The following is a 20,923-nucleotide window of genomic DNA, read 5'->3' on the forward strand; positions in this document are numbered from 1 at the left end:
TTTACGCTTCACTCCCTTCCAAAATCACAAGCTCGTGTTCCCCAACAATTCCTAGTTTGTCTTCTATTATAACAACTATGGTCTTAACGTAATTTTTATCCACTATTTCAAGAACTTTTTCCACATCCTTTTTATCTTTGACCATGTTGCAATAGTAAGTTGCAAAGGCATCGGCTATCGTTGCATTTTCGCTGACGATCGTAACAGCATCCGCTTTTCCAAAGCTCAAAGAGTGTCCAACCGTACCTGAACTTGTGCAGATACCCCATTCACCGGGCGGAATTTTTAGCCCAACTTTTCCAGAAAGAGGAGATTTTCCAGCGTATATACCAACGATTACTTCATTTTGACTTTTCAAATAAATATCTCCCCCGTTTTCAACTATCACTTCTTTGCAGTTGAATTCTTCACTCAAGAACTTCCCAACTTTGTCCGCCACAGCTCCAGCAACGGCCGCCATAGGTCCGACCTTTGCCAAATTCCCGGCTTGAGCCATTTCTAGAACAATTTCTGGTGCATTCTGTTCTACTTGAACAGGTTCTAGACTTGTTAAAAAGTTAGAATGATGCTTTATGTATCTTTTCAAATCCTCTCTGAGCTTTTTCACAAGTTTGTAAACGGCTTCCTTAATTTGTGGTTCAAAACGATCGATTTCTATCCACAAGTCGGTTTCTTCAACCTGAACAACGAAATGGTTCAGCTTTCCTGAGTGCCAGTTTCTGTAGAATCTTTCCAAGGAGGCAGCTTCACCCCCAACGGACAAGCGTCGCTGCAAGCCAAGCAATTAACGCATCTTTCTGGTCGAAAGATTCTTTCACCATTCACAATGACAAGGGCGTCGAAACTACACAACGACACACAAGCTCCGCAATTAACACACTCTGGTTCGTCTTTTTTGAAAGGTTCTGCATCTTTGACTTCTGAAAGAATTTTCAAAGTTCTTTGCTCGCTGAACAAAATTGCTGGTTGGGTGAGGAAAAATTTCCCCTCTTCAATCCAACTTTTAAGTAAGCTGGCAATTTCCCTTGCCATCGACAAGCTTGAAAGTGGGGAGGTTTTAACCTTTTTTCCAGCTATTTCCACACTTCCAGATTGAAGTTCTGCGTAGGTGACAAATCTTACCAAGGGTCTACCAGGCCTTCCGTAATCTCTGATGCTTGTTTCAATTTCCTCGTTAGATCTGGTGACATAATAAGCTACTTCCTCGTTCAATATGGGGATTGGAACACCGATGCCAACGAACAAGGTTACTCCGTAATTTTTAAAGTAAGCGGCCTTTATGTACCTTGGATTCATGTTTTTGGCGTTTCCAATAACCGCCAACGTTCGGGCAGGACCAATCGGTATACCCGAGGCGTTTTCTTCAATGTCCGTTCTGTACTGTGTTCCAGGCCAAACCACATAACCTTCTGTTCCACAGAGAAATATCCTCGTGCCCAAACCAATGGTGAGCATTTTTGGGTCTTTCAAAAGAGGGCTTAGTTCGCCAGATGTTGAATACGTCACATTTCCAAAGTTTGGCAGCAGTTTACCCATGTAAGTGTAAAGCGTTCTGTCTGAACTGTTTGTTGCGGCAAAGTAGTTTTGGTAGGCATTCCTTGGGTTGAACAAAAAAAAGTCGTTTATCATCTCTTTGTTCACGTACCCTTCAAAATGCTTTCGTGGATAACAATCTGTTCCCTTTCCAATGGCTTTTACGTAAACATTTTTGCCTTTTATCAAAGCTTCGATGATGTGTGCTCCGCCAAAGGACTTGTCGTTTTCCGACTCTTGTGTGGCTCCTATGAAAGCGTCGACTGCGGCTATACCGCCGTAAGCTTCAACATTTTCTATCTTTATTTTTTCCATTCTCATTGGAGGTATCGTATGACCAAAGTTTATGAACGCACCGCTTGAACACATTGGTCCAAAAGTTGCGGTTGTCACAACATCAACTTTCTTGGCAACCTCTTTGACCGATGTTTCTTTCGCCATATTGACAACTTCTTCGGCTGTCAAAACAACTACTTTTCCTTCCTTTATCTTTTTGTTTATTTCTTCAATCGTTCTCATCTTCATCACCCTTTCCGAAAAATTCATCGTGAATGGCTTGCAAAGCGGCGTTTCTATCAGTTATGTTGACGATGAAGTACATGGTTACATCCGATGCGCCTGCCGATATCATTTCAACGTTGATGTTCTTTTTCGAGACAGCTGTGAAAACTCTTGCGGCAATCCCGTGTTTTTGCAATATCCCGTTTCCAACTACGGCTATCAAAGAGATATCGGTTTTATAGTTAATTTCCTCTATCTCTGGAACGTTTATTTTTGAAGTTATTTTCTTGCATTTTTCAATATCTTGACGACTTATCAAAAAGTTTATGCTGGTTTGAGAAGTCACAACGGACTTTATGTTCAGTCCTTCATTTCCAAAGATTGAAGCAATTTGGCCAAGTATTCCCGGAACACGTCCCACGTTTGTTCCTTTGAACTGAATCACCGCTATATCGTCTGTGAAAGAAATACTTTTGATAATCCTATTTGTACAGCTACCATTTGCCGAAATGATCGTGTCAGGCTGATCAATGGACACGAAGTTGTTTATGTTGAAGATGTAAAGAGGGATGGACTTTTTCCTCAAAGGATCTACCGAAGCATGGTGCAATATTTTTGCACCAAAGTACGAAAGCTCTGCGGCTTCGTCGTAGTTGAGCATTTTCACTGGTTTAACGCCTTTGACGTACTTTGGATCACACGTCATAAAGCCTGGAACATCTTTGTAAAGATCCACACGCTTTGCATCGATGCAGTAAGCGATTGCGGTGGCTGTGTAATCGCTTCCTCCGCGTCCAAGTATTGTTACAAAGTCTTCGTGTATTCCGTAAAACCCTGGGACAACGTAATTTTTTCCAGGCTCAAGGGCTTTTTTCAAATTTTCCCTCGATGCTTCCAAGTCAATAGAGGCGTTTCTGAACTTTCCGTCCGTTACAAGTCCTATTTTTTCCGGTAAAGCTTCTTGACATTCTATTCCATTTTGATTCAACCATTTTGTCAGCATCAAAGACGAACATCTTTCACCGTGACTGATCACCAGATCGTACACAAAATCCGGTACTTTGTTCATAAGCTTAACGGCTTCAAGGTAATTTTCAATGTCAAAAACCCTTTGTTTTAACTCTTCATCGTCATAACCAAGAAAACCTTTGTACAAAGAATAAAGATAGTTCAAAAATTCTTGTGTATTTATGCTTGATGGCTTTCTCAAAAGATCTATAAGCTGGTTTGTCACTCCGTATATGGCCGACACGACTATAACCATCGGGTCTTGGTACATTTTGACAACCGTCAAAATCTTTTCAAGATCTTCTTTAGTTTTCAAATTTGAACCACCAAATTTCAAAACAACGCTTTTCACGGTTACGTCCTCCTTTCTTCGACAATTTTTTTGCAAACTTCTAGTCCTTCCAAAGCGTCCTTTGCATAAAGCACGCCAAATTTTTCGGCCAATTCTTTGTTCATCGAAGCTCCTCCGGCTATCACAACAACGTTCACACCATTTTCTTTCAAAAGATCTGCGACTTCCTTCACACGTCCAACGGTTGTGGTCATCATTGCTGACAAACCGACTATATCGGGCTTTATCTTTTTAACGCTTTCAAGAATCTTATCGGCCGGAACGTCCTTTCCAAGATCGTACACTTCAAAACCACCGCTTCTAAGAACTGTCGCGACAATCTTCTTACCTATGTCGTGAATATCGCCTTGCACCGTTGCCAAAACAACTGTTCCAAGTTTAACTTTGGAATCGGTCAACAAACTGTTCAAATATTCGAAAACAGGTTGAACAGTTTCGGCTGCAAGTATAAGTTGCGGCAGAAAGATCACGCCTTCTGAGTAAAGCTTTCCAACTCTTTCCATGGCTTTCGCCAAAATTTGTTGGCTAACTGTCAAAGGATCAAGGTCTTTCAGTTTTTCCTTAACAAAATCCATGACTTTATCCTTTTGTCCTTTGACAATCCACTCAACGAGGGGATCTTCAAATTCAACCTTTGTTTTTGCAAGTTCTTTTCCCTTCAAAAGCAACATGCCCTCGATGATGTTCATCGTTGTGGTTTCTTTCGAATTCAATATGGCTGCTTTCAAACCAGCTTCCATACACAAAGCCAAAAACGCGGCATTGACTTTTTCCCTTTCTGGCATACCAAAACTTAGGTTTGAAAGTCCTATGCAGGTTTTCAAGCCAGCCGAATTTAAAAGTTCTATCGTTTTTACCGTTACCCGGTAGTCGTTCCCTGCTCCGACTGGAAGAACAAGTGGATCGAAAAATATCCTATCCAGATCTACTCCCTCTTTTTTGATGATTTCAACTGCTTTTAAAGCTAGCTTGAATCTTTCTTCTGGTGTTTTTGGGATGTCTTTTTCCATCGTCAAAACTATTAAAATGCCTCCGTAGCGTTTGAGTATTTTCAACCTTTCGATCAAGTGATCTTCCCTTGCCAAGGCTGAGTTGATCATGGGTCTACCAACGTATTCTTTTGCGGCTGTTTCCAAAAACTCCAAATTCTGTATATCCAAAGAAAGCGGTAAAGCCGATACCCTGTCAAGTTCAATTATCACCTGTTTGAAATGGTCCTTTTCAAGCAGCTTTTCTATACCAAGATTTACGTCTATAACAGCACAACCTTCTTTTTCTTGTTCCTGAGCAAGTTGAACGATGGTTGAAAAATCTTTCTGTTGAATTTGCACCTGCAATTTCTTTTTACCGCTTGCGTTTATCCTTTCACCTATGATCAAAAAATCTTCCACAGGTTTCATCACGGTTCTTGATGAGACAAATTGACGTTTGCTTGGCTCTTTTGACTTTGGTTTTTGATTTCCTATGTATTCAACCATCGATTTAATGTGTTTTGGACCTGTTCCACAACATCCGCCAACTATGTTTGCACCAAACTCAACAAAATCTCTCATGTATATCGCAAATTCATCGGGAGTAGTTTTGTATTCCAAAACGTTGCCACGAAGGATCGGTTTACCCGCGTTTGGTTCAACGCACAGATATTTGTTGCAGTATTTTGCAAGTTGGATGAAAACGTTCAACATATCCTTTGGTTCAAGCGTGCAGTTTATACTGGCAACATCAACGTCCAAGTCGTTCATCAAGGTGGAAAAGATTTCGACGGAGGTTCCAGTCACTGATTTGCCGTTTGCATCAAAAGTCATGCTGGCTATAAGGGGAATGTCTTTGCTTACATCTCTTACAGCCAATATTGCCGCCTTCAGTTCTTTCAAATCCGACATAGTCTCTATTATTATTCCATCCACACCACTTTCGATCAAAAGTTGGGCTTGTTCTTTGAAAATGAAGTAGGCTTCGTCGAAATCCATCTCTCCCAAAGGTTTTACAAAGCTTCCAGTTGAAGATATGTCGCCAAAAACCAGCCTTCCGTTTGCAACAGATTTCGCTATTTTAACTGCCTCAACGTTTATTTTTTCGAAAAGCTCCTCATAACCGTGGGCTTTCAACTTTGCCCTGTTGGCACTGAAGGTGTTTGTGAGCAGGATATCCGCACCGGCTTGTACATACTCTTTTTGAAGTTGAGCAACGGCTTGGGGATTTTTCACGTTCAAAAGTTCTATCAAATCAACTTTATAACCGCGTTTGAAAAACTCCGTTCCATAAGCTCCATCGAGGAAAAGCACACGTTGTTTGAGCATTTCGTGAAATTCTTCCCTTTTCATTCGTACCACCCTATCATGCATACTGTGGATTTTCTGGGTATCAGAATACCACTTTCAAGAACTTCTATTTCTTCAACTTTCAAAAGATCTTTGACAAAGTATTTGTTCATCCTTACGTCTACGTTGCCATATCCAGGGGAAAATCTCATGGTGCCTTCTTTGAATCTGCTCCTAAGTAGTTTATCAAAGCTTTCGTTCAATTTCTCGACGGCTTCCGAACCCCATGAATCCAAAATGAAAGCTGAAAAAACATCTTTTTTGGAGTAATCTTCCACAAGTTCATCGAAATCTTTTCCAAGCGTTGACGCAAACACCGTTACTCTCTTTACCCCTTTGAACACAATTGGGATTGCTTGTTCTGGAAGAACTTCTATTGGGACAGTTTCATGGTAAACAACCGGCTTAACCTCGGTTAAGGCTAAAAGGAACAGTTCGTTGATCTTCTGTAAAAAGGCCGGGTCATCTATCTTGCTGTACCTAGTTCCAGCCCTAGCTAGAAAGATCTTTTTATCAGGCATGTATTCAAATTTTTCTGGAAAGTACCTATCGAACATTTGTTTCCTCCCACTGACAAAATTTGTTGTTTAAACTAATCATAATCCGAAAAATATTTCGAAATGTAAAGAAAAGCGAAACAATCTTTGAAGATAATTTTCCTGCTGGTTGAAACTTTGAGAGGCATACAATGGAAGTATAATACCATTAGGGGTGGTATTTTTGCTTATGCTCAAAAGGATACCAAAAGATACCGTGCTTCAAGGTGAAATCTGCAAGCCTTTGTTTGTGAAAAAAGATCCAGTTGGGGTTCTTTTGATCCACGGTTATACTGGAAGTCCACACGACATGAGATATCTTGCCGAAAAGCTCGTAGAACGTGGCTTCACCGTTTCAGTCCCAAGACTCCCAGGCCATGGGACCAACCACATGGACTTTTTGAGCACCAACCACAGAGATTGGCTTAGAAGGGCGATAGATGCTCATATAGAGTTGAGGACAGAATGTGAAAAAGTTCATGTTGTTGGATTGTCAATGGGAGGGTTGCTTGCCGCAATCTTAGCCACAAAGTTTGAGGTTGAGAAGTTAGTTTTAGCAGCCCCAGCGTTCGTGGTTTCGGATAAAAGGGTATACATAACACCAATATTGGCTTTGTTCAAAGATTATCTACCAAGAGAAGAAAGGGTTGAGTACGAAGATCCTGTTTTGAAAAAGTTGGGAAGCGAGTATTGGAATAAAAACTTCACAAAACCAGCCGTTAGCTTTTTGAAGCTCAAAAGACTTGCCACACGGTTACTTGGACAAGTTCGCTCGAAGACTCTTTTGATAATCGCTCGAAACGATTCCGTGGTGCCAATGGAAGTGAGGGAATTCGTGGAAAAGAGAGTCAAAGGACCAATTGAAACAGTTGTGTTGGAAAAAAGCAATCATGTGGTTGTGAACGATGTGGAAAAGGAATACGTAGCGCAGTTGGTTGCGAAATTTTTGGAGGAATGAAGAATGAAAAGGTATGTGATAGTAGGTGTTCCGTTCGATGGAACGACTTCTTTTATGCCTTCGGCAAGGTATGGTCCAACTCTGGTAAGACATGCCTTAAAACATTTACTTGAACCCTATGTATTTGAATACGATGTTGATCTTGCAAAGATCAACGTTTTTGACAGCGGTGATGCTGAAATCGTGGCTGGTGATGTTATAAAAACTTTAGAAAATGTGGCTAAGCATATCCAAAGAAACTTTGTCGAAAGCGGAGGAGACTTTTTGATCGTACTTGGAGGAGAACACACCGTTAGTTACGCACCCGTGAACTATCTAAAGCCAAAAAGCTTTCTTGTTTTCGATACGCATTTTGATCTTTGCGATGAATATCAAGGAACAAAATGGAGTCATGCGTGCGTGACAAGAAGAATTCACGAGCTTGGAATACAAGTTTTGCTGGTTGGTGTTAGAAGTGCAATGAAGCAGGAAATTGACTATGCAAGAGAAAACAAAATATCGTGGATTCATGCAAAGGATTTTTCCCTCGAAAAGTTCATCCAAGAAGTTAAGAAATTGCCTGACCCTGTTTATTTGTCGATTGACATCGATGTTTTCGACATCGGTTTGGTTGACGATACCGGTACTCCAGAGCCTGGAGGACTTAACTTTTGGCAACTTTTGGGAGCTTTTGAGTGGCTTTTTTCAAACAAAAGGGTTGTCGGATTCGATATAGTAGAAGTCGCCGGAACAAGTTTAGCTTCCAAAAGTGCAATAACAGCTGGTAAGCTTTTAAAGTATTTGATAGCGCTGTGTGAGGTAAATCAAAAAGCTTAGGTGTGAAGATGAATGATTGACAAATATGGAAGGAAAATCACTTATTTAAGGATTTCTGTCACAGATCGTTGCAACTTCGACTGCTTTTACTGTATAGGCGAAAATAGATCTTTTATCGATGAAGAGAATCTGATGAAACTCAACGAGATAGAAATTCTTGCTGAGGTTTTCAAAAAAATTGGAATAAAGAAGGTTCGGATAACTGGAGGAGAACCGCTTTGCAGAGAGGATATCGTTGATATAGTGAGGCTTTTTGCAAAAGAATTTTCCGTTGCGATGACAACAAACGGTTCTTTGCTTTCAAAGTTTGCCAAAGATCTTAAAAGAGCTGGTTTGTCATCCGTTAACGTTAGCTTGAACAGTTTAAAACCTGAGACGTTCTTCAAAATAACTCGCGGAGACCTTCGTAGAACTCTCGATGGAATAGAGGAAGCTTTGAAAGTTGGGATCAGCTTGAAGTTGAACACAGTTGTTTGTGAACACAACTTCGAGGAACTGGATGAACTTGTTCGTTTTGCGGAAAAGTTGAAAGTTCCAATCAGATTCATCGAGTTGATGCCGATTGGTCGTAAAGTTGAAACAAGGTACTTTGAAAGGCAAATTTTACAAAAGCTTGCTGAGTTTGACTTGAAGTTTGTTGATATCAAACTCGGTGAAGGACCAGCAAGGTATTTTGCAACAAAGGATGGTAACTACGTCGGAGTAATATCCGCTCTCAGCAAATCTTTTTGTGAGAGTTGCAACAAAATAAGGGTATCGTGCGATGGTAAGATGTATCCGTGCCTTGGATCGACTTTGTTCGTCGATTTGCTGAAACCATTGAGATCTGGCGCAACGTTTGATGACCTTCAAAAAATTGTTTTAGAGGCTGTTGATTTAAAACCTTCTTCCCACACTATGACCAGCAAACCGGTGGGCAACAAAATGAACCAATTGGGAGGATGAACGATGGTCGAAAAGTTCTCACACATTGATGAAAGCAGAAATGTTCACATGGTTGATGTAACTTTTAAGCAAGACAGCGAAAGAATTGCTGTAGCACATGCAAAGGTTAAGATGAAAAAAGAAACGCTGCAAGCCATCCTTCAGGATAAAATCGCCAAGGGGAATGTTTTGACGACGGCAAAAGTCGCGGCGATCATGGCTGCCAAAAAAACCTCGGATTTGATACCTATGTGTCACAACATAAACTTAACCCATGTTGATGTGAATTTTTCTTTCGATGAAGAACAGAATTTCATAGAGATAAAATCGACTGTAAAGTGTGTTGGTAAAACCGGCGCAGAAATGGAGGCTTTAACTGCTGCTGCAATTGCGGCGTTGACTATTTACGACATGTGCAAGGCGATTGACAAAACGATGGAAATTTGCGAAATTTATCTGCTTGAAAAAAGTGGGGGTAAATCCGGTGAATACAGGCGAGAGGATAACCGGTAAGGTTCTTTCGGTGAACATTTCTTTCCAAAAAGGAGTTAGAAAAAAGCCGGTTGAAGAAATAGAACTTGTGGAAAATTTCGGTGTGAAAAACGATGCTCACGCTGGAAATTGGCACAGGCAAGTTTCTATGCTTTCAGTTAAAAGCATAGAAAAAGCCAAAAGTTGGGGTATTCAAGTTGGATACGGTGACTTTGCTGAAAACATAACGGTTGATGTACCGGACATATGGCGTTTTCCGGTTGGCACAAAGGTTTACATCAACGAATGCGTCCTTGAAATAACTCAAGTGGGAAAAGAATGTCACGAAAAATGCGTCATAGCCAAGTCAGTTGGAAGATGTGTCATGCCGATTGAAGGAATCTTTCTGAGAGTTTTAAAGGGTGGCAAGGTAAAGAAAGGAGACAATGTCGTATTTGAAATATGAAGTTTAAAACCTTCTTGACCATCCTCTTTTTGCTTTCAAGCGTGGTTTGTTTCTCATCCAAATTGTTGATGGCAACGACGACGAGTTTGTACAACACGGGGCTTTTGGATGTTTTGAAAACCGAGTTTGAAAAAAGGTACAAACATAGTTTGACAATACTCGCCGTCGGCTCAGGTATGGCTTTGGAGATGGGAAGAAAGGGTTTGGTTGACCTTCTCTTTGTTCATTCACCGGAGGATGAAGAGCTTTTCATGAAGCAAGGCTTTGGGGAAAAACGAGTGAGCATTATGCAAAACGAATTCATCGTTGTTGGTCCTACAGAGTTTGATATTTCATACAAAGGTTTGGAGGATCTTTTTTCACAAATTGTTGAAAGAAGGTTTTTATTCGTTTCGCGGGGCGATGAATCGGGTACACACAGGATGGAGATGAAGATATGGTCACAGATAGGCAAGAAGCCCGACTCTAAAAGCTACATATCCACCGGTCAGGGTATGGCGACAACCCTTTTGATAGCCAACGAAAAAAGGGCGTTCACCTTGACGGATAGAGCCACTTACGAATTTTTAAAATCGAAGTTGAACATGAAGATTTTTATCGAAGGTGATCCAAGGTTGAAGAATGTCTACAGCGTTATAGTTGTAAGTCCAAAGACTGGAAAAAGGGTCAATTACCCTGTTGCCATGGAGTTTCTCGAATTCATCACAAGCAAAGAGGCTTTAAATCTTATAGAGAATTTTTCCATCAACGGTGTTAAACTTTTTGAGGTAATAGCACAACCAAGTGGTGATTCGGTTGAACGAAATAGTGGAGATCAGCCTTAGATCGATTTACGTCAACACTTTTGCAACGGCTTTGGCTTCTTTCATTGCCATACCGTTTGCTCTTGTTGTTGATTTTTGGAAATCCAAATTCAAAAACGTTGTAGTCTTGATATTTCAATCTTTAATGGGAATACCTCCTGTGCTTGTTGGACTACTTGTCTTTTTGCTTTTCTCAAGGTCTGGACCTTTTGGAGGTTTGGATATACTCTTTTCTTCGACTGCAATGATAATTGCCCAAGTTTTGATAGCCTTTCCTATAGTTTTCAGCGTATGCTACAGCCATTTTTCACGAACTGACGAAAAGTTGAAGCTTATCGTGAAAACCCTTGGGGCAAGTAACTTACAAGCTGCGGCAACCATAGTTAGAGAATCCTTGCCAGGGGTTATTTCAGCGGTTTTGACGGCTTTTGGAAGAGTTGCCGGAGAAGTTGGCGCGGTGATGATAGTGGGAGGAAACATCGCAGGAAGAACTAGGGTTTTGACCACCGCTATAGTTTTGTACACAAACCTTGGAAAGTTCAAAGAGGCGATCTTTGCTGGACTTTGTTTGCTTGCGATTGCCATTGGTGTGAACCTAATCGCCACGTTCATTTCTTTCAGGTGGAGATAGACATGTTTGTGTATGAAATAGAGAACCTGCTGTTCAGCTACGACACGAAGTTTACTTTGAAAGTTGAAAAACTTCAAATCTCGAAAGGAATCACGTACGTCAAAGGTCCTATTGGTAGCGGCAAGACAACGCTTTTACTCAACCTTGCCTTTTTGCTAAAAGGAACATGGAAAACGTTCAAGTTTTTCGGGCAAGGAGTGGGGGACGATAATTTTGAATCCTTCAGAAAAATGGTGACGTATATTCCACAACATCCAGTTTTGCTGAGAAGAACCGTTTTTGAAAATATTGCGTATCCTTTGCTCATCAGGAAATTTAGTAAAGAAGAAATTGTACGCAAAGTGCGAAAGGTTGCTGAAGATTTGAAAATCAATCATATTTTTGAAAAAAAAGCCGAGCAACTGTCTGGAGGACAGGCAAAGCTTGTTTGCATAGCAAGGGCTTTCGTTTTTGATCCAAAAGTTGTTTTGCTGGATGAGCCAACTGCAAACTTGGACGAACTTGCAAAAGGAATGCTTTACAGTTTCTTGAAAGTTCGATCGAAGGAAACAACCATGATCATAGCATCCCACGATGAAGAGATCTTTGGGAATGTTCCGTGCAATGCTGTTTTACAAATCAAGGAAGGAAAAATCCTCAAATCTTAATACTTCCAAGGTCGATGAAAACTGTTGTTCCTAAATTCACCTTTGAGTGGATTGCCCAATCTATCCCAAATTTTCTAAGCAAATGTTTAGCAATTGCAAGTCCAAGGCCAGATCCACTGTAATTCCTAGCGTTGCTTGCTCTATAAAAGCGCGATGTAACATACTTTAAATCCTTTTCTGGTATTCCTACTCCCCTGTCTTCAATTATCAAAAAGTTGTTTTCCGTTCGAATGATGATAACTCCATCGTTTTTGGAATACTTTATGGAATTTGAAATGAAGTTTCTCAGCGCGATTTTGAAAGCTTCCGGATCAACTTTGATGTTTCCCGCAACAGAGATCTCGAATCGCAAGTTTTTCTCTTTGCGCCTTTGTTCAAATTCACTCAGAAATGTTTTGATGAACAAATCAAGTTCTATTTCGGCAAATGTTGGGATGTAATCTTCACGCTCAATCTTTGACAACAAGAGCAGTTGCTCGACTATTCTTTGCATCCTTAGAAGGTGTTTTTCTATTTTCAAAAGGTTTTCTTGAACATTCTCTCCCTCTTTGGCTATCTCAACCAACCCTAGCATTGCGGTTATCGGTGTGAACAATTCATGTGCAACTGCGTTGACGAAGAAGATTTTAGAATCATCCAAACGTTGTTTGATTTCGTCGGGCAAACCACTCGATGGATAGAACCATACCGCATTTGAAGTTACAAAAAGCAGTGGACGAAACTTTTCAATTATCTCATCCCAGCTTGTAACCAACCCCATGAACGGTCACCAATCTTTCTTTTCCAAGCTTTTTCCTAAGCATACTTATGTAGACATCGACTATTCTTTCGTTTCTTTCCTCATCTCTCCAAACGTTTTCTAAAAGCTCCATTCTGGAGAAGATTTTTCGAGGATTTTTGAACATCAAAAAGAGTATTTCAAATTCCTTGCTTGAAAGTTCGACCATTTTCTCACCAATGTAAAGGACGCGTTCATCGACTGAGAGTTTCATGTCTTTGTAAACCAATTCTTTGGTGTAAAGCGAATTTTTTCGACGCAGAATAGCTCTCACCCTGGCGACGAGTTCTCTTGGATGAAAAGGCTTTGTCACGTAATCGTCTGCGCCCATCTCCAGTCCCAATATTTTGTTTTTGTCCTCCCTCAAAGCGGTCACAACTATTATGAAGGTCGAGGGGCACAAAACTCTTATGGTTGGTATCTCATCCATCGCGTCACCATCTGGAAGCATCAAATCCAATATGAGTACGTCGACGCATTCTTTTTCCAGCACGTTGTACATATCCTCTATGGAAGCTGCTGGTAAAACTTCATGCGAATCGGTTTTTAAATACCTAACTATTACGTCTCTTACATCTTCTTCATCTTCGACAACCAATATCTTCGCCATTCAATCCCTCCCATTGAAATGATGCCATAGGATTTGTTAAAGAGCTTTTATATTTTTACACACCACTTAAAACTATCTGTGGGAAAAACAGATTGGCAGGAGGTGATTTTGGTGAGGAAAACTTTCTTTGTACTTATGGTAGTTTCTCTGGCAAGCATTCTGGCCGCCCAAACTTTGATAATCAAAGGATCCAACACCGTTTATCCCATCGCTCAACTTTGGGTCGAGGAATTTTCAAAGATGTACCCCGGCGTGAAAATCACCCTAGAAGGCGCAGGTTCAAGCACGGGTATCAAGGCTTTGCTCGAAGGTACAGCAAACATAGCCAATTCAAGTCGATTTCTGAAAAAAAGCGAAATCGACGCTATGATGAACTCTGGCAAATACTTCGTTCCTATAATCGTTGCTTACGATGGTATAGCGGTCATTGTCAACCCCAATTTACCGATCGATTCCATATCTCTGGAAACTTTGAAGAAAATTTACACCGGCGAAATCACCCAATGGAACCAAGTCGATCCAAAACTCCCAAACAAAAGAATTGTCGTCTATTCGAGGAACACCGCCTCTGGAACCTTTGAGACTTGGCTTGAAAAGGTTTTGCATGGTGAAAAAATGGCTTCGCACGTTCAGTTTGTCGAATCGACACAAGCTGAAATAGAAAGCGTTGCAAACAATCAGTTTGCAATTGGTTACACTGGACTTGGTTATGTTACCAGTAAAGTTAAGGCGTTGAAAGTAGAAGGAGTTGCTCCAACAATCGAAAACGTCTTAAATGGGACCTATCCAATCAGCAGACCTTTGTACATTTTCATAGACTTGAGCAGATACAATTACAGTTGGCCAGAAAAGGGAATTGTTGCAGATTTTGTTAGGTTCATCCTTTCTCCAGCGGGCCAGAAGTTGGTCGAAAAAGCAGGCTACGTTCCTGCGTACGGGACGGCGAGATGATGAAAAAGGTTAAAGAAATCCTTCTAATTTGCATTTCTGCTTTGGCTGCCGTCGTGGCGGCAGCTTTCTTGTTTGGCATAGTTTCAATGTTATTCAGTGATTCTCTCAAAGCTATCAGAGAAATTGGGAGAGGTTTGTTCACCTTTGGTTGGTTTCCAGTTTGGGCGGAGCCGGAATTTGGAATTCTCACCATGTTTCTAAACTCTTTGGCTTTGACAAGCTGGACATGCTTGTGGGTGTGGTTTGTTGGCATAGGAATTGCAATCTATCTGCACATGTACGCAAACAGCTGGGAAAGGAGTTTTATACTTCGCATCCTTGAGTACATAAGTGGTATTCCTTCGGTTGTACTTGGAATGTTTGGCGTGCTTGTTTTGGCAAAACTTTTTTTGAAATTTGGAGCTTGGACTGGACAGAATTTCTTGAACGCTTCGATAATGCTTTTTGTTCTAACCATACCTATGATGACGAGTTTGACCTTCCAATCTTTGGAGAAAGTTCCAAAGGAGATAAAAGAGGGTGCAATTTCCCTTGGTGCAAGCGATTTATCCGTGATCGTAATGGAACTTAGGTATGCCACCCCCGGCGTTGTGGCAGCAATGCTAACCGTTTTAAATCGCATTTTTGGTGAAACTATGATTGTTTTAATGGTTGCAGGTGGAAGCAACATGTTAGTGCGATCGCTTATAGATCCTATAAGACCACTGACTGCTGTTATCGGAAGTGAAATGGGAGAAGCGGGAATTGGAAGTTTACACTATAGTGCCTTATTCTTCATAGGACTTTTTCTTCTTTCTGTATCTCTTTTCTTGACCATAACCGTGAATTTTATAATGCGAAGAAGTGAGAAAATGTTGAGGGGTTGAAAAAATGAAATGGTTTCTTAGAGTTATCAGCTACGTGGTTTTTGCAGCGGTTTTATCCGTGATAATAACCATAACGGTGCCAGGAATTAAACACTTTTTTAAACCAGGTTTTTTCACAGAATTTCCAAAAGCCGGAATGACAGAGGGAGGGATTTTTCCTGCGCTAATAGGCTCTCTTCTTTTGATTTGCCTTGTATTTGCGATATCGATCCCTTTAGGACTGTTTGCCACGATTTTTGTGGCGGAATTTGCTCCAAAGAGAATATCATGGTTGCTTCAAAATTTCAGTATAACGATGAATGGCATACCTTCCATCGTCTATGGACTTTTTGGTTTAAGTTTTTTCTGCGTGAAACTTTCCCTTGGCACGTCTTTGATCTCAGCTTCCTTGACGTTGACGGCAATGGCTGTGCCGTTCTTCATCTCAGGTGCGGTGGAATTTCTAAAAGCTGTTCCAAAGGAGCTTAGAGAGGGAGTTTTAGCACTTGGGGCAAATAGATTTGACCTAACGTTGATGGTTTTAAAGGCTAGCAAAAGCGGATTGCTGACAACACTCATTCTTACCCTTGGAAGAGCTTTCAGCGAAACAGCACCAATTCTCGTGACAGGCGCAGTTTTTTACGCCGCAAGGTTACCAGGCTCTCTTCGAGATCCGGTGATGACGCTTCCAACAAGTATATACGCCATCGTGATGAATCTTGGAGAGAGATCTCAATGGATGGCGCAAGGTATGGCAAGTTTGATGACGATCGTGATGATAGCGATATACTCTGTTGTTCAAATGAGCAGGAGGTAGAATAAAGCGATGAGTAATATAGTATTCGAGGTTAAAGACCTTTGCGCATATTACGACGATCATCGTGTTTTGAGCAACGTGAATGTGAAGATCGTGGAGAAAAAGATAACCGCAATCATGGGACCGTCTGGATGTGGAAAAACTACCTTTCTTAGGTGTCTAAACAGATTGAACGAGTTCTCACCCAGTTTTAAAATGACTGGAAAAATATTTTTCAAAGGGCAAGATATACAGACCATCAAGAACGTAAACGAATATCGACGCAAAGTCACTATGGTTTTTCAAAAACCCAATCCTTTTCCTATGTCCATTTTTGACAACGTCGCCTATGGGTTAAGATTAATGGGCATAAAGGATAAGCACGAACTGGCATGGAGAGTTCAAATGGCATTGGAGAAAGCGGCACTTTGGGACGAGGTGAAAGACAAGCTTAAAAAACCTGCCGTTCAACTTTCCGGTGGTCAGCAGCAGAGACTTTGCATAGCAAGAGCCTTAGCGATTGAACCGGAGGTTATACTGCTTGATGAACCAACTTCTGCTCTTGATCCCGTTGCAACGGCGAAAATCGAAAGACTTTTGGAATCGCTGTCAGAACAGTACACCGTGATAATTGTCACACACAGTATGTCCCAAGCGCTCAGAATTAGCGATTATATCCTCTTCTTTTATCAAGGAAGGTTAATAGAATACGGTGAGACTTCGGAAATGGTGAAATTCCCGCAACACGAGATTACGCGTCAGTTTTTGACGGGTAAAATAGGTTGAAGGAGGATAGAGATGACCGAGAGAACTATTCATTACGAAAGGGAAATGAAGATACTTCAGGACAAACTGACTGAGTTTCTAAACAATGTGGAGAGTTTGTTTGAAAAAACGTTGCTTGCGCTGAAAACGGGGAATGAGGTGTTGATAAAACAAATAGAAGAGCAGGATGATTATTTTGACAAGTTGGATTCGGAGATTCAATCCATAGCTTTTGACATAATCGCCAAGTATCAACCATTGGCAGATGATTTAAGGTTCGTCGTTGCAATGATAGGTCTTTCAATTGATCTTGAGAGGATCGCCGACGAATGCGTTAACATAGCGCAGCTCGCAAGGCAAGTACAGCGAGGTGTGGAAAGCTTTTCGGCTTGGCAGTCGCTCAACGACATGATAAGAATCATCTTGACTATGTTCACAGGTACCGTGCAAGCGTTTTCAAACAAAGACTTAAACCTTGCCGTCAAAGTTTGGAAAAAGGATGACGAAGTTGATATGCTGCACAACCATGGTCATCAAGAGTTGATTCAGCTAGCTTGTAAAGAAACTAACCAAAATCTCATCAGAGTTTATCTTGAAGAGGCGTTTTTGATTAGACACCTTGAAAGAATAGCAGATCATCTGACAAACATCGTTGAAAAGCTCTATTTTATGGAGATAGGTCAGCAGTTGAAAGATTTGATGTACAAAAAGGAAGAAAAAGGGTGAGCTCTGCTCACCCTCTTTTTTTCAAAACTTCTGGGTTTACAAGATTTGGTGGAACTTCTCCTTTCAAACCTTTGATTAGGTTTTCAGCAACCATTATTGACATCTTTATCCTTGTCGCGTAAGAAGCCGATCCAATGTGTGGTGCCAAAACAACGTTGTCTAGCTTCAAAAGTTCAGGTTCAACCTCAGGTTCATTTTCAAAAACGTCCAACGCTGCCCCACGGATCCAACCTTCTTTCAAGGCTTTGACCAAAGCTTTTTCGTTCACAACAGGTCCCCTTGCAGTGTTTATAAGGTACGCTTCTTTTTTCATCATTCTCAATTGAGGTTCGTCTATCAAATGATAGGTTTCTTTGGTCAGCGGAACATGAAGAGTTACAAAATCAGATTCTTTCAGCAAAGTTTCAAGATCAACGTATGTTGCGTTGAGTCGTTTTTCTATCTCTTCATCGACTCTTTTTCTGCTGTAGTACAAAACTCTCATGTTAAAACCTAATGCTCTTCGCGCCACCGCTTGCCCTATTCTTCCAAAGCCAATGACACCAAGCGTTGAGCCGTAAACATCCGTTCCCAGCAAAAGCGTTGGACGCCATCCTTTGAACTTGCCTTCCCTTACAAACCTATCTGCTTCAACTATTCTTCTTGCAACAGCCATCAGCAGTGCCCAAGCAAGGTCTGCCGTTGTTTCCGTCAAAACCCCGGGTGTGTTGGTGACCATTATGCCTCTTTTGGTAGCTTCTTCAACGTCGATGTTGTTGTAACCAACGGCATAGTTGGCGACGATTTTCAAGTTCGGGCCGGCGGCATCGAAAACTTCTTTGTCGATCGTATCGGCAAGCATCGATAAGATCCCATCCACACCTTTTACTTTTTCGCACAACACTTTTTTCGGCAGAACACCATCGTATTCACTGACTTCAACTTCGACGTGTTCTGCGAGCAATTTTAAACCTTCCTCTGGGATTTTCATCGTCACGAAAACCTTTGGTTTGTTCTTTGACATATTTTTTACCTCCATACCCAAAATGTTTGGTTATTAACGCTAAAAAAGATTATACCGTGGTTTGAAGCACAAGGTATGCAATTTGTTTGTTATATTTTTCCGTATTTTCTCAAAAGTTCGTAGTTGACAGGATATTTTGGCTGCTTTCCGCTCAAAACTTCTAAAATACCCTCTGCTGCTTCTTCAGCCATTCTTATGACGCATTCTTTCGTCAAAGCCGCCATGTGAGGTGTCAAGAGAATTTTTTCGCATTTGAAAAATGGGTGGTCGGGCTTTGGAGGTTCTTCTACAAAAACATCCGTGGCTGCTCCGCTGATCCATCCTTCGTTGACTGCCTTAAGCACTGCTTGTTCATCCCAAAGTGGTCCACGAGCCATGTTTATTATGTAAGCTGTTCTCTTCATCATTTTCAACTGTTCTTCTCCTATGAGTTTTTCCGTTTCTTTTGTCAAAGGAGCATGAATGGAGACAAAATCCGATTCTTTGAGCAATTCTTCTAGGCTAACCAATGCAGCCCCAACTTCATGGGCTTTTTTCGGATCTACATATGGATCGTAAGCAAGAACTTTCATTGAAAAGGCTACTTGGCATTTCTTAGCCACAAGTGTTCCTATCCTTCCAAGGCCTATTATTCCAAGAGTTTTACCCTCTAAATCGATTGCGGCGAATTCATCTCTTATTTTGAAATTACCCTGCCTTGTGGCCTTATCAACTTCTGGAAATCTTTTGGCCAAAGCTAGTATAAACATTATCGTTGCTTCAGCTACCGAGGAAGCATTCGCAGTCGGAGTGTTGACAACCCATATTCCGCGTTGGGAAGCTGCTTCAACGTCTATGTTATCAACTCCTACACCGTGGCGGGCTATCACCCTCAATTTTGAAGCATTTTCAATGATTTTTCTGTTGAATATCGACGTGCGTACAATCACGCCTTCAACGTCACCAATTTCTTTTGCCACTGTTTCTGGGTCTGGGCTTGATGCGTAGATCACTTCATGTCCAGCTTCCAAAAGTTTTTTCACGCCGCTTTCGTGAATTTTTTCGATAATCATAACTTTTGCCATTTGATCTACCTCCTAAAATTGATTTTAATTTTTTCGCCAAGAAAATTCCCCAACATGGTGCTATGATTTAATAAATATTAGGTACGCTGCAAATTTTATGGGAGGGACTTAAAGTGAAGTGGGTATACATTGAGGATTTAAAGCAGTACATAGGTCAAGAAGTGGAGTTGAGAGGATGGGTTTGGAATAAACGCTCAAGCGGAAAGATTCACTTCTTGCAGTTTAGAGATGGAACTGGTTTTATTCAGGTTGTAGTTGAACAATCCAGTGTGGATCCTCAAACTTTTGAAATTTCCGACAGAATAAAAATGGAATCAAGTGTTATAGTCAGAGGAGTTGTTAGAGAAGACAGCAGATCTCCATACGGTGTGGAAGTTCACGCAAAGGAAATCATACCGGTTCAAATTCCAACAGAACCTTATCCTATCTCCAAGAAAGATCACGGCATAGATTTCCTGATGGAGCACAGACACCTTTGGCTTAGATCAAGACGCCAATTTCACATACTTAGAGTTCGAGATGCTGTCCTTACAGCCATAAGGAATTTCTACAAAGAAAGAAAGTTCGTCCAGATCGATACCCCAATCTTCACAGGTTCAATTGGTGAAACGGCTGGAAACCTTTTCGAGGTTGATTACTTCGATTACGGAAAGGTTTATCTTTCTCAAACTGGACAGCTTTATTTGGAGGCAGCTTGCTTGGCTTTTGGAAAGGTTTACAACCTTGGACCAACTTTTAGGGCTGAAAAATCTAAAACCAGAAGACATTTGATAGAATTCTGGATGCACGAAGCTGAAGTTGCTTACTACGAACACGAAGACAATCTGAGGCTTCAGGAGGAATTGGTTTCATACATAGTCAAGTACGTTCTTGAGAATGCTTCTGAACATCTCATCGCCATCGGAAGGGATATTTCAAAACTTGAAAAAGTCACCGTTCCGTTTGAAAGGATTACCTACGATGAGGCTATAAAGATTCTTCAAAAGCACGGTAGTAACATTCAATGGGGCGATGATTTTGGAGGAGATGAAGAAACCATAATCGCTTCGCAATTTGAAAAACCAGTTTTTGTAACGCATTATCCAAGAAAGTGCAAGGCTTTTTACATGCAACCAGACCCAAGTAGACCCGAAGTGGTTCTGTGCGGCGATTTGCTGGCTCCCGAAGGTTATGGAGAAATAATCGGAGGTTCTCAGAGGATTCACGATTATGATCTGCTTGTGGAAAGGCTTAAGGAGTTCAACTTGCCTGTGGAAAAGTACCAATGGTACCTTGATCTTAGAAAATGGGGAAGCGTTCCACACAGCGGTTTTGGACTTGGCGTTGAAAGAACTGTCGCATGGATTTGTGGCCTTGAACACATAAGAGAGGCTATTCCGTTTGCAAGGACCTTGTACAGAGTCTATCCATAAGGAGAG

23 protein-coding genes are annotated in these 20,923 nt (G+C 41.1%); 14 read left to right on the forward strand and 9 right to left on the reverse strand.

The features are described from left to right. Position 1: 1 nt before the first annotated feature. From THETH_RS02660 to THETH_RS02680, 5 genes are read right to left on the reverse strand one after another with little or no spacing between them, the layout of a single operon-like run. On the reverse strand, positions 2-736 hold the full coding sequence (locus THETH_RS02660) for a UPF0280 family protein (RefSeq protein ID WP_013931840.1): 735 nt from the start codon (positions 734-736) through the stop codon (positions 2-4). Then, positions 697-2,052 carry a homocysteine biosynthesis protein gene (locus tag THETH_RS02665; RefSeq protein WP_013931841.1) on the reverse strand — a complete coding sequence of 452 codons (1,356 nt, stop codon included), beginning with the start codon at positions 2,050-2,052 and terminating at the stop codon, positions 697-699. Before THETH_RS02665 ends, THETH_RS02660 begins: the two co-directional genes overlap by 40 nt. Next, on the reverse strand, positions 2,039-3,394 hold the full coding sequence (locus tag THETH_RS02670; RefSeq protein ID WP_013931842.1) for an aspartate kinase: 1,356 nt from the start codon (positions 3,392-3,394) through the stop codon (positions 2,039-2,041). The genes THETH_RS02665 and THETH_RS02670 overlap by 14 nt, the downstream gene beginning before the upstream one ends. A 2-nt stretch (positions 3,395-3,396) precedes the next feature. Continuing rightward, positions 3,397-5,718, reverse strand: a complete 2,322-nt coding sequence (locus tag THETH_RS02675) for a homocysteine S-methyltransferase family protein (protein ID WP_013931843.1) — start codon at positions 5,716-5,718, stop codon at positions 3,397-3,399. Beyond that, positions 5,715-6,272 carry a methionine synthase gene (locus tag THETH_RS02680; RefSeq protein ID WP_013931844.1) on the reverse strand — a complete coding sequence of 186 codons (558 nt, stop codon included), beginning with the start codon at positions 6,270-6,272 and terminating at the stop codon, positions 5,715-5,717. The genes THETH_RS02675 and THETH_RS02680 overlap by 4 nt, the downstream gene beginning before the upstream one ends. Before the next feature lie 169 nt (positions 6,273-6,441). On the opposite strand from THETH_RS02680, the gene THETH_RS02685 reads away from it, so the two are divergent. Genes THETH_RS02685 through THETH_RS02720 form a run of 8 tightly spaced genes read left to right on the forward strand, consistent with a single transcriptional unit; the run spans position 6,442 to position 11,967 of the window. Next, a complete protein-coding gene (locus THETH_RS02685; RefSeq protein ID WP_041446366.1) occupies positions 6,442-7,209 on the forward strand; it encodes an alpha/beta hydrolase in 768 nt (255 codons plus the stop codon). Between the two features lie 3 nt (positions 7,210-7,212). After that, positions 7,213-8,025 carry an agmatinase gene (gene speB / locus THETH_RS02690; RefSeq protein ID WP_013931846.1) on the forward strand — a complete coding sequence of 271 codons (813 nt, stop codon included), beginning with the start codon at positions 7,213-7,215 and terminating at the stop codon, positions 8,023-8,025. Positions 8,026-8,037: 12 nt separating this feature from the next. Next, on the forward strand, positions 8,038-8,970 hold the full coding sequence (gene moaA, locus THETH_RS02695) for a GTP 3',8-cyclase MoaA (RefSeq protein ID WP_013931847.1): 933 nt from the start codon (positions 8,038-8,040) through the stop codon (positions 8,968-8,970). Positions 8,971-8,973: 3 nt separating this feature from the next. Beyond that, positions 8,974-9,462: a cyclic pyranopterin monophosphate synthase MoaC gene (gene moaC / locus THETH_RS02700; RefSeq protein ID WP_013931848.1), complete on the forward strand. Its 489-nt coding sequence runs from the start codon at positions 8,974-8,976 to the stop codon at positions 9,460-9,462. After that, positions 9,434-9,886 (forward strand): MOSC domain-containing protein, encoded by a 453-nt coding sequence (locus THETH_RS02705; protein ID WP_013931849.1) that lies wholly within the window; start codon positions 9,434-9,436, stop codon positions 9,884-9,886. The genes moaC and THETH_RS02705 overlap by 29 nt, the downstream gene beginning before the upstream one ends. Positions 9,887-9,900: 14 nt before the next feature. Continuing rightward, on the forward strand, positions 9,901-10,710 hold the full coding sequence (locus tag THETH_RS02710) for a substrate-binding domain-containing protein (RefSeq protein WP_245530535.1): 810 nt from the start codon (positions 9,901-9,903) through the stop codon (positions 10,708-10,710). Then, complete coding sequence (locus tag THETH_RS02715; protein ID WP_407635683.1) at positions 10,673-11,320, forward strand: ABC transporter permease; 648 nt, start codon at positions 10,673-10,675, stop codon at positions 11,318-11,320. Before THETH_RS02710 ends, THETH_RS02715 begins: the two co-directional genes overlap by 38 nt. Positions 11,321-11,322: 2 nt before the next feature. Beyond that, a complete protein-coding gene (locus THETH_RS02720) occupies positions 11,323-11,967 on the forward strand; it encodes an ABC transporter ATP-binding protein (RefSeq protein ID WP_013931852.1) in 645 nt (214 codons plus the stop codon). Here the strand turns inward: THETH_RS02720 and THETH_RS02725 are convergent. Both THETH_RS02725 and THETH_RS02730 read right to left on the reverse strand, forming a co-directional pair. Continuing rightward, positions 11,957-12,727 (reverse strand): sensor histidine kinase, encoded by a 771-nt coding sequence (locus THETH_RS02725; RefSeq protein WP_013931853.1) that lies wholly within the window; start codon positions 12,725-12,727, stop codon positions 11,957-11,959. The genes THETH_RS02720 and THETH_RS02725 overlap by 11 nt on opposite strands. Further along, positions 12,702-13,355 carry a response regulator transcription factor gene (locus THETH_RS02730; protein WP_013931854.1) on the reverse strand — a complete coding sequence of 218 codons (654 nt, stop codon included), beginning with the start codon at positions 13,353-13,355 and terminating at the stop codon, positions 12,702-12,704. The genes THETH_RS02725 and THETH_RS02730 overlap by 26 nt, the downstream gene beginning before the upstream one ends. 135 nt (positions 13,356-13,490) lie before the next feature. Between THETH_RS02730 and THETH_RS02735 the strand changes: the two genes are divergently transcribed. The 5 genes from THETH_RS02735 to phoU are packed head-to-tail and all read left to right on the forward strand — an operon-like array spanning position 13,491 to position 17,438. After that, positions 13,491-14,306, forward strand: a complete 816-nt coding sequence (locus THETH_RS02735) for a PstS family phosphate ABC transporter substrate-binding protein (protein WP_041446534.1) — start codon at positions 13,491-13,493, stop codon at positions 14,304-14,306. After that, complete coding sequence (locus THETH_RS02740) at positions 14,306-15,172, forward strand: PstC family ABC transporter permease (RefSeq protein ID WP_041446367.1); 867 nt, start codon at positions 14,306-14,308, stop codon at positions 15,170-15,172. Before THETH_RS02735 ends, THETH_RS02740 begins: the two co-directional genes overlap by 1 nt. Before the next feature lie 4 nt (positions 15,173-15,176). Continuing rightward, positions 15,177-15,968 (forward strand): PstA family ABC transporter permease, encoded by a 792-nt coding sequence (locus tag THETH_RS02745; protein WP_013931857.1) that lies wholly within the window; start codon positions 15,177-15,179, stop codon positions 15,966-15,968. Positions 15,969-15,977: 9 nt separating this feature from the next. Further along, positions 15,978-16,733, forward strand: a complete 756-nt coding sequence (pstB, locus tag THETH_RS02750; protein ID WP_013931858.1) for a phosphate ABC transporter ATP-binding protein PstB — start codon at positions 15,978-15,980, stop codon at positions 16,731-16,733. Positions 16,734-16,745: 12 nt separating this feature from the next. After that, on the forward strand, positions 16,746-17,438 hold the full coding sequence (gene phoU, locus THETH_RS02755) for a phosphate signaling complex protein PhoU (protein WP_013931859.1): 693 nt from the start codon (positions 16,746-16,748) through the stop codon (positions 17,436-17,438). A 7-nt stretch (positions 17,439-17,445) separates the two neighbouring features. On the opposite strand, the gene gyaR is transcribed toward phoU, so the two are convergent. Then, positions 17,446-18,441 carry a glyoxylate reductase gene (gyaR, locus tag THETH_RS02760; RefSeq protein ID WP_013931860.1) on the reverse strand — a complete coding sequence of 332 codons (996 nt, stop codon included), beginning with the start codon at positions 18,439-18,441 and terminating at the stop codon, positions 17,446-17,448. A gap of 89 nt (positions 18,442-18,530) precedes the next feature. After that, positions 18,531-19,505 (reverse strand): hydroxyacid dehydrogenase, encoded by a 975-nt coding sequence (locus THETH_RS02765; protein ID WP_013931861.1) that lies wholly within the window; start codon positions 19,503-19,505, stop codon positions 18,531-18,533. Between the two features lie 113 nt (positions 19,506-19,618). Between THETH_RS02765 and asnS the strand changes: the two genes are divergently transcribed. Then, entirely contained in the window at positions 19,619-20,917 is a 1,299-nt protein-coding gene (asnS, locus tag THETH_RS02770) for an asparagine--tRNA ligase (RefSeq protein ID WP_013931862.1), read from the forward strand. Positions 20,918-20,923: the final 6 nt, after the last annotated feature.

It is taken from the genome of Pseudothermotoga thermarum DSM 5069 (genome assembly GCF_000217815.1).
GTDB classification, from domain to species: Bacteria; Thermotogota; Thermotogae; order Thermotogales; family DSM-5069; genus Pseudothermotoga; species Pseudothermotoga thermarum.